This window comes from Variovorax sp. P4_D9 (genome assembly GCF_056401695.1).
Genome location: NZ_JBFUIU010000316.1, coordinates 1 through 9,955 on the forward strand (window position 1 = coordinate 1; position 9,955 = coordinate 9,955).

The window sequence follows — 9,955 nt, forward strand, 5'->3', positions numbered from 1 at the left end:
CCACAACGCCAACCCAAAACCCTTCATCTGGACCGCCAGAGCGACCGCCACAACGCCAACCCAAAACCCTTCATCTGGACCGCSAGMGCGACCGACATCCTGGCCAAGGTCACGCGAGCCAAGGCTGCACTGGCAAGGGCCAAATAATAAGTACATATCTGAGTGGCGCACCACACTAGTTGAGATCGCTTTCGACAGGTTCGACCTCGCCATCGACATCTTGAAGGAGTAGCGACTGGATCGCTCCTACGCCGGCAAAGCCAAGCTGTTCGATCTTTCGCTGCAGATGTCCCACTTCGAAGGGGCCGACATCCCACTCACAGGACAACCGAACTGATCGACGCATAGTGGCTGGCCGACCCGCCCAGGACGAACAGGTGCCAGGCGCCGTGCGCATGCCTCCAACCGCCTCGATTGCGATAGAACACGGTCCCGAACGAATAGCATGCCGCGCCCGCCATCAGCCAGGCCAGCGCGGCCCTGTCCATCGCCGCGATGACGGGGGTCGCCGCCAGCACGGCCAGCCACCCCATGCAGAGGTACCGAGTCAAGGAAGGAGCTGAGCCCTCCTTCACGCGGGCCTCACGTGCGACCCCCGCCAAGGCGATCGCCCATATCGCGCCGACCAGGGCCGCTCCTTGCCATCCTCCGAGGGACACCAGGCCGAACGGCGTGTAGGTGCCGGCAATCATCAGGTAGATGGCGCAATGATCGGCTCGGCGCCAAGCCTCTTTCGCAGGACCGTGGGACGCGTGGTAGAGCGTCGAAGCTGCATACAACAGGACCAGCGTCAACACGAATACCGCAGCACCGGCACCACGTACCGCGTCCCCGGTGCTCGCCGCCTTGATCCAAAGAAAGGCGCCGCCGACGAGTGAGAGCATCAAGCCAAGCAGGTGGCTGTAGCCATTGAATCGCTCCCCATCGATGATGCGGAGGCCCCGGGCGGAATAGGCATTGGAGACCATCATTGCAAGATCAGAAGCTGGTGCGATGACCTCGTCATGACGCACGCAGCACGTGGCCTTGAAGCACGTCGTTCGCGGAAACAGCATACGGACAAATCGAGATTCGGAAGTCCTGAAGCGCCACCGGACAACCTGACCGGTCCCCTGCCCTCACCTGGAGACTCCCATGCCGATGAACCTGCTCGCCGTGATTGCTTCATCTCGTATGCCCGTGTTCAGGGCAGCGCAATGACCTGCAGGGCCAGCCGTAGTCCGCGCTCGTACGCCTCGTCGACCGGCATCGCGCGAGCGGCCCGTGCGGGCGGCGGGTTCGAGTCGAGCGGATCGCGTGTCGCGCTTGTTGGCGCGGCCTCGGCCAAGTCCTGCCATCGCGAAATGGGCAGCATCAACGGCTCCCCACTCGCGCCTCTCAGGACAATGCCCGCGAGACGACCACCGGCATCCAGAACCGGTCCACCGTGCGGTCCGTCGACGACCTCGATGCCCAGGCGTCGCAGGCCGGCGTTGCCCTCCAGCGCACCGAAGAAGCCCTGGCTCAGCCACGGCCAGGCGGGGGCGGCGGTGTCCGACGCCGCGTACTCCATGGCAAAGCCGGGGCTCCCGGCGAATGGATCGCGCGGCGGCAGGACCAGCCCTCCCCCGGCGTCGAGCGGGGCGTCCAGGCGCAGCAGGCTGAGGCCCAGCGCTTCGAGGGGGACATTCGCCGTCTCAATGCGCGCCCGGGTGGTTCGTCCGAGTCCGTTGCGCACCCACATCGTGCCAGCCGCGGCCGCCCTCCCCGCGATTGCGCTGGGCACCAGGGCCATCGTTCCGTCGTTGATACGCCGCTCGAGACGATCCGGGCCGTCTCCGGCACGTCGGGTTGCGTCCCTGCCATCAAGGCCTGTGGCGCCATCCGGTGYGGCACCCGCAACAACAGGCCGGTCGCCACCGGCGATGGCGCCGCAAAGGCCCGGCGCACGTCGATCGCCACCGGGTCTCGCGGCGCGCGCGCAAGCGTGTCGCGCAGCGTGCCTTCTGCGACCGCCAACTGCCCGCCGGCGCGAAGCAGCCAAGCGTAGAGCGCGCCGGCTGGCGCAGATTCGAGATGCGCGCCCGCGACATGCGCGCAAAACGCCAGCGCGCGCCGGTACTGCCCGGCTTGCATGTAGGCCCGAACCAACCCCATCTCGGTGTCCGGCACGTGCAGCATCATCGCGGCGCGATCGAAGGTGTCGGTGGCCGCCTGCGTGTCGCCGCGCGCGAGCTCGGCTTCGGCACGGCTCAGCAGCGCCAGTCGGGCGGCCACCACAGCCGGGTCGRGCACGCGCATGTCCGTGATCGCTGCGGCGGATTGCGGCGCTGCTCCGACTGCCGGCTGCTGCGCATCGACCGGCGCGCCGGGCAAGCCCAATGCGACCAGGGCGATCGCGACCAGGCACAGGACACGATGCTTCGAAGTCAACTTGCCGTCTGTCACGGCATCTGGGTGATGCGCGGAATTGCCAGCGCAGGCAGAGCCGGGTCATAGGCGAGCTTAGGTGCCTTGTAGCCGGCATTGAGATAGGCGGTGAGCGCATCGATGTCTTGCGCGCCGCCGAGCACGTTGGTGCCGCCAAGAAGCACCGTGAAGCCGTCTCCTCCGGTCGCCATGAAGTTGTTGACGGTGACCCGGTAGGTCTTGGTCGGGTTCTGCACCACGCCATTGGCCACGATGGTCTCCGGTGCGCCAGTCGCCACCGGCGGCGTGACCGTGACGTCGGTCGGTGTCAGCACCACGTTGACGACCTTCGAGCAAGGCGCCGCCGAAGCGCTCCACGAATACTTCAAGCCGTTCGACACCTGCATGACGCGCTGCGCGGTCTGGCCCTTGCAGCCCGTGAACTGCTGTTCCAGCAAGTCCTTGATCTGCTGCGCGGTCAGCGTCATGGTCACCAGGCTGTTGCCGAAGGGTTGCACGGTGAAGGCGTTGCCGTAGGTCACGTTGTAGGGATAGCTGGCACCCGCAACCGCGAAGCCGGGGTTGCGCACCCCACCCGCGTTCATGAACGCCATCATCGCGTCGCCAAGTGCTGCCGGCTGCGTGGCCTGCAACTGGGCATCGGCAATCAGGCTTCCGGCCGGCATCTCGCCGGCGCTGTTGGTGGTATTGGACAGCGGTGCAGAGATCGTTCCGATCACCTGATTGGCCAGCGACGACACYAAGGCGTTGTACCCGTCGACGATGTTCTTCACGCTGGGGTCCGTGGCAATCGCGTCGTTGATCGCGACGTCCGTCCGGTCGACCAGCCGATTCGTCGCCGACACCGCGATCACCTCATGGGAATGCGGATGGAGCGTCAGGTCGATGTCGGTCAGCACACGGCCGAACGCGCTCGCGCTCGTCACCGAGACCAACCGCCCGTCCCTGTTCGGCAGCCCGGTCGGGCGCGGGGTGCTGACCGCCGTGCCGTTGACGTTCTTGACGTCGACCGTCTTCGCCGAACAGTTGTACGCGGCATGGGTGTGGCCGCTGATCACCAGGTCGACGCCGTTGTCGAGGCCTTTGACGATGTTGGCGATCTCGGAGTCGCTGCCGTCGGCATTCTTCAGGTTGCCGTCGCAGCCGTTGATGTCGCCGACGTTCGGGCTGCTCTGGAAGCCCCCCTGGTGCACCAGCACGACGATCGCACGCACGCCCTGGGAACGCAGGCGGGGAACCAGCGCATTGACGGACTGCGCCTCGTCGCGGAACTCGAGCCCGGCGACGCCGGTTGGCGTGACGATGCCGGGCGTGCCCTTCAGCGTCATGCCAATGAACGCGACCTTCGCGCCATGGAACGTCTTGATGCCGTAGGGCGGGAACAGGGTCCGACCCGTGGCCGTCTCGAAGACGTTGACGGAAAGCCACTTGAACTTAGCACCGTCGAAACTCCCTGGCGCATTCGAACCCAGACCCTTGCAGCTGTTCGAATCGGGCACCCCATCGGTGATCTTGCAACCTCCGCCTTGAAGCCGCTTGAGTTCGGCCGAGCCCTTGTCGAACTCGTGGTTGCCGACGGCGTTGAACTCGACGCCGATCTTGTTCAGTGTCTCGACTGCGGGCTCATCGAAGAACAAGGCCGAGACCAGTGGCGAAGCACCGATGAAATCGCCGGCGCCGACTACCACGTTCATCACGTTCTGTGATTTCAACCGGGCGACGTAGGCTGCCAGGTATTCGGCGCCACCCACGGCTGGCCGCTGCGCTGCCGGGACAAGCGTGTTGACACCGAAGGTGCCGGGCGATTGCAGGTTGCCGTGGTAGTCGTTGAAGCCGATGATCTTGACCTTGATCGGTTCGCGCGCATCGCCGCGGCGGACATCATCGCGGTCCCTGTCGGGACGGTCGCTAGTGGTAGCGGTGGCCTGTCGCGGCCCTGCGGGACCGGTCTGCGCATGGGCGGAGAGTGCGCCGATGCCGGTCGCAACGGCAGTCAGCGCAAAGACGAGCATGAAGCGGCGGGTCGACACGGTAATGGCCTCCTGGGTGATCGATTGCCGTCTGCTTCGACGGGCGCGCGACAGCGCACGCGCCGACTATCGATAGGCAGGGTGACCGTGTCGTGACGGTGGGCGATCGGGACCACCAACGGGCCGCAGCGAGGGCGATTTGCTCGCGGTCATGGGTGCGTCACCGGCGCGGAGCAGAATGGGCCCGCATGCCTCTGGCGGCCGCCGCCGACGGCACTCCTGCAACGTCCGGATCCAGCCATGCATCGTCTGCTTTCCCACCGTCGTGTCGGCACGGTCTTGCTGGCATCCGCGGCCGCTGCGTCCGCAGAACCCGATCTCAACATGCTCCCAGTGCCGGACGAAGTCCAATCGAGCGCGCCGGCGTAGCCGTCGGCGTGGTCGCCGGTATTGCACGCCGCCTTGAGACAGCCTCGAATGCCGACAAGCATCCGGAAGCTCCAGGTCCGGGCGGCGCGGTCTTCAGCCCCTTCGTTTCATCGTCGCAAGTGCCAGCGAGCGCCAATGCTTCGCAGGCGATGGCCTCCAAGCCGCCTCAGACGAAGGACGTTCCGTACCCCGTGACGACGTTGGTTGCGATCGCGGCGGCCGCCACGGTACTGGCTTGGCTCCTGCGTCGCGGTTGACACGGGTGTGATCGGTTTTTTTCTGGCGCTTCGGTGACCATTCAACGCATGTGCCCGAGGTCTCGCACGTCCGAGCGGACGGCAGCCCTGTCCAGTCCGCGCAAGGGCAAATTGACCAGCAACTCCAAGCGACGCCGCAGGGAGTAGCGCATTTGGATCGCGGCGTGGGCCGCCTCCTCGGCGTTGTTGTTGGCGGCTCGTAGGGCCACACTGCAGCGTCCGGCTGACCTGGCCACCTCGGTTGCGACAGCACCGTGGAGGAGTCCAGAGTGATGACGAAGTCAAGCCAGGGCACGCCCGACCGGGTGAATTTATCCCAACTGCGCAAGTCGCTGCGCGGAAGCGGAATGCTCGCGCTGCTCAGCGCCCCGAGTGCAGCAGGATGCACGGCGCGAGCGATCTGCCCCGGTTGGCCACAGGAATACACCGAAAAGCGCTGATGGCCCAGGTGTGACAGGCACGCTGCGGCCAAGATGCTGCGCAAGGAATTTCGTCGCGAAACGAAGACAACACGGATTTTCTGCATAGCGCTTCTGATTGTCCGCTGTCAGTGCGCGCCAGCGCCGGGCAGATGGTTTCATGAAGTGCACCCAGCCTCGACCTCGGTGCCGTCGTCTGCCTTCAAGGCGGTGTGTCCACCATCATAAAAGTTTCATTTTTGGGGAGTACCCTGGAAGTCGGCCGGTCTGCCGGCGCTGGTAGAGGTTGCTTCGGCACGCGCCTATCTTAGGTTGGTCCTCGATGCCGGCGGCCGCCCTCAATGCAAATCCTTCGAGACTTCGCCCGGGAGGGCTCATGATCACACTTTCCAGATTCGCAGCCGTCGGCCTGATCGTCGCGACCTTCGCCCAGGTCCCGGCACTGGCCCAGGAAGCCGCCACCGGCGCCGGCGCCAGCTTCCCGGCGCCGCTGTACTCGAAATGGGCCGCCGATTTCAACAAGGCCACCGGCGCCAAGATCAACTACCAGTCGGTCGGCTCGGGCGCCGGCATCAAGCAGATCGAWGCCAAGACGGTGGACTTCGGCGCCTCCGACATGCCGCTGTCGGACGAGGAACTCAAGAGCAAGGGCCTGATCCAGTTCCCGACCGTCATCGGCGGCGTGATCCCGGTGGTCAACATCCAGGGCATCAAGCCCGGCGAGCTGAAGCTCAGCGGTGCCGTCATCGCCGACATCTACCTCGGCAAGATCACCAAGTGGAACGATCCGGCGATCAAGGCGCTGAACGGYTCGCTGGCGCTGCCGGACGCCGCGATCGCGCCGGTGCGCCGCGCCGACGGTTCGGGCACTACCTTCCTGTTCACCAACTACCTGAGCAAGGTCAACCCGGACTGGAAGGCCAAGGTCGGCGACGGCACCGCGGTYAACTGGCCCACCGGCGCGGGCGGCAAGGGCAATGAAGGTGTCGCGGCCTTCGTGAACCGGCTGCCGAACTCGATCGGCTACGTCGAGTACGCGTAYGTCAAGCAGAACAAGATGACCTACGCCCAGATGCAGAACCAGGCCGGCAACTTCRTCTCGCCCGACGACGACGCCTTCAAGGCYGCGGCCGCAGGCGCCGACTGGTCGAAGACCTTCTACCAGGTGTTGACCGACCAGCCGGGCAAGGATGCGTGGCCGATCACCGGTGCCACCTTCATCCTGATGCACAAGGCGCAGGACAAGCCGGCCCAGGCCACGACCACGCTCAAGTTCTTCGACTGGGCCTACAAGAACGGCGACAAGACCGCCGGCGATCTCGACTACGTGCCGATGCCCGACAAGGTCAAGGGCGTGATCGCCACCGCCTGGGGCGAGATCAAGGACGCTTCGGGCAAGCCAGTGCCATACAAGTGACCGAGTGAGACCACCCAACGCCTGCGAAACCGGCTGCAGCTTGAAACAGTTGGCCGGACCTGATCAGGGATTTCGTTCGGGCGTACTCAGAAGTCGGGAGACCAGGCAGTCGATTCGTCGACGGCAAGCCGCCTCTTGCTGCTCGACGGCCAGCGCGAGCGACTGGTCGACATCCGGTGAGACTCCCTATCCGATGAAGGCACTAGGCAGCACCGACCGAGAAGGCAGTCGATGATCGTGCGTAGAAACTCTCGTTGTCCTCGCAGGCCCATTGAAGCAAGAGGCCCAGCGCCGCAGCTTTCATGGGATCGGCGAAGAAATCGTCCTGGAAGGGAACGAAGGTTTTCTCGGGAGGGCGGCCGGCTAGCCGCAGGGTCTGGGCGCAGAGGTCAAGCCACTCACGGCACCGGGCCGCGTTCATCAGTTCGTAAGATCGCATCCCCGAATTCTCTCGGCTCTTGCGCTTCATCGAGGAACTTTTTTCAAACCGGCGAGCTCGACTTCAGTCGAACGCGCCGGCGCGGATCATGGCCTGGTGGCGGCTGTTGATCTCGATGGCAGCCAGGTTGCCGCGCGACATGGCGCTCAGCAGCAGCTCGTTCGGCTTCGTGAACCGGTGGCCGATTCGCGCGCGGTAGGCGCGCGTGACCCAGGCGACCAGACCCTGGAAGAACGCGGCCTCGTCCAGGTCGCGCCACTTCACTCCGGCCACGCCCCGGCTCCAGGGGAACACGCCCGATTAGACCCAAACTCCCGCGTCATCGACGTAGAGCTTCACGCTTCGGAGCATCAGCAAGTGATAGGCGGAGTACGCCACGATCAACGCGCCGACCACGATCGCCACGGTCCACGAGAAGGTCTGCACGAGGGTCGGGATCGCGACGACCAGGATGAGGGCGGTGGCCACGATTGGACCAATGTACGCCAGCCAGGATTTGCGGCTGAGGATCTCGGTCAAACCCTGCGCGCACCCGATCGGATGAGGCTCTGTTTCTTCATCGCGGTCAGGTATTTCCGAACCTCTGATCGCGAAATTCCCATCTGTGCGGCGACCTTGTCGAGGATCCTGTGATTCGTCCTCTGCCTCGGCCGGCTCCCACAGCGGACTGACGCGCTCTGGCTGGCCGCTTTCGGTCAACTCGCTAATCGACCCCGCGAGTCGCCCAGCGAGTAGCGGCTTTTTTCCATTCAGAGCAACGGTGCCACCGGCGGCGCGTTGGATACCACCGGCCCGGCTTCGAACGCTTCGACGGGAGTCAGTTTGAGCAGCTGCCGCGCTTCGTCGACGGTTCCGGCAGCCCACTGCCCACTGAAAAATATAACGCTAAGTTACTAGCTGGACAGAAGGCGCCACTGTCTTACAAAAAATCGGCTGTCACTATCAGACAAGAGCATTACAGAATAGGAAATGCCTCAATGCATGTCGATCCCGAGTTCGATTTGGGGTGCGAGGTCTAGCTCACGTTAAGGCTCAGCCATCGATGGAGGTGGTTCATGAATGTCAACCCAAGCACACAACGTGACGGGAAATCGAAGCAATGGTCCAGGGGGATGATGACTTCGATTCTCATTTCCGCGGCGGGCTGTTTCGCGCCCGCTTATGGCGCGGAGCCCCTTGGTCTTTCTGGTTTTGAGTTGTCCCCCGGCAGTGGCTCCGGAGATGTCGTTCGCAAGGTTCTTTTTGCCGGCACTACCAATGCTCCGTGCGACTGCTTCACTACCCAAAGCGACGGAGGAACCTGGGTAGCGACCGTTGATCGTACGGCAAGCTCAGGACTCGGCAGCTCGGCTGCAATCATCGGGGGCAAGCTGATCGTGGACCAGGAGGACGTGACCCGTTACCGAATTACCGGGGGCACAGTGACATGGCCGGCAAACTTGCAATCCAGCATTGGGAACTGCGGGCCCGGCGTGGCTTATTTCTCCATCACCCTGTCGCGCGACCGTATGTTGACCGGTTGCCTCGACGATACGCACCTCGATCCATTTCAGCAGCCTTTTGTCTTTCCGCCGCGGATCTGGGGCACGCTGCAGTGACGCCCCCCAGAAGCAAAGGCGAGCGCGAGATCATCGTTCGGTGCGTTCGCTGGTATCTGCGATTCAAGCTCAGGCTGCGCGACCTAGTGGAGATGATGGCCGAGCGCGGCCTTGCCCTGGCCCAATAAACGATCATGCGCTGGGTCCAGCGCTTCGTGCCCGAGTTCGAGAAGCGCTGGAATCGATTCGCCCGCAAGGCCGGTCGCTCGTGGCGCGTGGATGAAACCTACGTGAAGATCCGCGGCACGTGGAACTACCTGTACGGCTGTCGATCGAGACGGCCAGACCGTGGACTTCCGTTTGAGCGCGAACCGCGATGTCAAGGCGGCCAAGGCGTTCTTCCGCAAGGCGCTCGCGACTCAAGGCCGTGCGCCGGTAAGCATCACGCTCGATGGCTACGCGGCCTCGCACCGCGCGGTGCGTGAACTGCCTGCGCAGAACCCCAGATGGATGGACACGCGGCTGACCTGGCCGCTCATTGCAAGGGTGTTCTTCTTTTCGCTCATTTTTTCTCAGGTGTCGTCGTGCGAGACGATTGAGTCCCCTACGACCGAGGAGGCGCAGGCCGCCTATGCCCGCTTCGCGACGGCTTTCTTCGGACGGCTGATCAAGGCAGGGGAGCCTTTCGAACTCTCCGGAGGCAAGTTCGCGGAGATCAACGAGCTCGCCCACCCCCAGGCTCTGCGCGGGTGCGATGACCGCAGGGAGCGCGATCCGGACCCCTTCGCGCCCGCTGACGCGCCGCCGCCGCCAATCGTCTTCAATTGCACCTGGGAATCCGGGGAGCGAATCAGCCTGACCCGTGTACCCAACAGGGCACCTGGGTCGTAAGCGACGACGTTATCGCCGCCGCTGGCGCCGGGATCCTGCTGGTGGGTTCGGAGCAGCAGACTCAAAAGGTTGTCGCGGTGCCAACCGCGCCGAAGAAGGCTCCGGAGCTACCCGTCGTGGACGTGCCGGCATCTCCGGCCGCAGTGGCGTCGATTGCGCCCCCGGCGGTCTATTCCGGGGCGAACC

The 9,955-nt window shown here is 64.4% G+C and carries 10 protein-coding genes and 1 pseudogene; 4 read left to right on the forward strand and 7 right to left on the reverse strand.

Annotation, left to right across the window (positions count from 1 at the left end; translation table 11 throughout):
* Positions 1-317: 317 nt before the first annotated feature.
* Positions 318-971, reverse strand: a complete 654-nt coding sequence (trhA, locus tag AC1DY5_RS28625; RefSeq protein WP_478116900.1) for a PAQR family membrane homeostasis protein TrhA — start codon at positions 969-971, stop codon at positions 318-320.
* Between the two features lie 212 nt (positions 972-1,183).
* Complete coding sequence (locus tag AC1DY5_RS28630) at positions 1,184-1,774, reverse strand: hypothetical protein (protein WP_478116902.1); 591 nt, start codon at positions 1,772-1,774, stop codon at positions 1,184-1,186.
* Positions 1,775-1,866: 92 nt separating this feature from the next.
* On the opposite strand from AC1DY5_RS28630, the gene AC1DY5_RS28635 reads away from it, so the two are divergent.
* Complete coding sequence (locus AC1DY5_RS28635) at positions 1,867-2,478, forward strand: hypothetical protein (RefSeq protein WP_478116904.1); 612 nt, start codon at positions 1,867-1,869, stop codon at positions 2,476-2,478.
* Here the strand turns inward: AC1DY5_RS28635 and AC1DY5_RS28640 are convergent.
* Together AC1DY5_RS28640 and AC1DY5_RS28645 are read right to left on the reverse strand one after the other, a co-directional pair.
* Positions 2,424-4,439 carry a bifunctional metallophosphatase/5'-nucleotidase gene (locus AC1DY5_RS28640; protein ID WP_478116906.1) on the reverse strand — a complete coding sequence of 672 codons (2,016 nt, stop codon included), beginning with the start codon at positions 4,437-4,439 and terminating at the stop codon, positions 2,424-2,426. The two genes, AC1DY5_RS28635 and AC1DY5_RS28640, sit on opposite strands and share 55 nt — an antisense overlap.
* A gap of 462 nt (positions 4,440-4,901) precedes the next feature.
* On the reverse strand, positions 4,902-5,591 hold the full coding sequence (locus AC1DY5_RS28645) for an arsenate-mycothiol transferase ArsC (RefSeq protein ID WP_478116908.1): 690 nt from the start codon (positions 5,589-5,591) through the stop codon (positions 4,902-4,904).
* Between the two features lie 269 nt (positions 5,592-5,860).
* Between AC1DY5_RS28645 and pstS the strand changes: the two genes are divergently transcribed.
* Entirely contained in the window at positions 5,861-6,901 is a 1,041-nt protein-coding gene (pstS, locus tag AC1DY5_RS28650) for a phosphate ABC transporter substrate-binding protein PstS (protein WP_478116910.1), read from the forward strand.
* A 202-nt stretch (positions 6,902-7,103) separates the two neighbouring features.
* On the opposite strand, the gene AC1DY5_RS28655 is transcribed toward pstS, so the two are convergent.
* Genes AC1DY5_RS28655 through AC1DY5_RS28665 form a run of 3 tightly spaced genes read right to left on the reverse strand, consistent with a single transcriptional unit; the run spans position 7,104 to position 8,039 of the window.
* Positions 7,104-7,370: a hypothetical protein gene (locus AC1DY5_RS28655; protein ID WP_478116912.1), complete on the reverse strand. Its 267-nt coding sequence runs from the start codon at positions 7,368-7,370 to the stop codon at positions 7,104-7,106.
* A gap of 33 nt (positions 7,371-7,403) precedes the next feature.
* Positions 7,404-7,604, reverse strand: coding sequence for a hypothetical protein (locus tag AC1DY5_RS28660; protein ID WP_478116914.1), 201 nt, complete (start codon positions 7,602-7,604; stop codon positions 7,404-7,406).
* A gap of 36 nt (positions 7,605-7,640) precedes the next feature.
* Positions 7,641-8,039, reverse strand: a complete 399-nt coding sequence (locus tag AC1DY5_RS28665; RefSeq protein ID WP_478116916.1) for a hypothetical protein — start codon at positions 8,037-8,039, stop codon at positions 7,641-7,643.
* Between the two features lie 356 nt (positions 8,040-8,395).
* Here AC1DY5_RS28665 and AC1DY5_RS28670 point away from each other — a divergent pair, with 356 nt between their 5' ends.
* Positions 8,396-8,938: a hypothetical protein gene (locus AC1DY5_RS28670; protein WP_478116918.1), complete on the forward strand. Its 543-nt coding sequence runs from the start codon at positions 8,396-8,398 to the stop codon at positions 8,936-8,938.
* Positions 8,920-9,400, forward strand: a pseudogene (locus AC1DY5_RS28675) (IS6 family transposase); the annotation flags it as partial. The gene AC1DY5_RS28670 and the pseudogene AC1DY5_RS28675, both read left to right, overlap by 19 nt.
* Positions 9,401-9,955 lie beyond the last annotated feature (555 nt).

Coding starts and splice junctions, on each gene's coding strand:
- AC1DY5_RS28630 (WP_478116902.1), bottom strand. CDS start 1,774: ATGGCCCTGGTGCCCAGCGCAATCGCGGGGAGGGCGGCCGCGGCTGGC.
- trhA (WP_478116900.1), bottom strand. CDS start 971: ATGATGGTCTCCAATGCCTATTCCGCCCGGGGCCTCCGCATCATCGAT.
- AC1DY5_RS28655 (WP_478116912.1), bottom strand. CDS start 7,370: ATGAAGCGCAAGAGCCGAGAGAATTCGGGGATGCGATCTTACGAACTG.
- AC1DY5_RS28670 (WP_478116918.1), top strand. CDS start 8,396: ATGAATGTCAACCCAAGCACACAACGTGACGGGAAATCGAAGCAATGG.
- AC1DY5_RS28645 (WP_478116908.1), bottom strand. CDS start 5,591: ATGCAGAAAATCCGTGTTGTCTTCGTTTCGCGACGAAATTCCTTGCGC.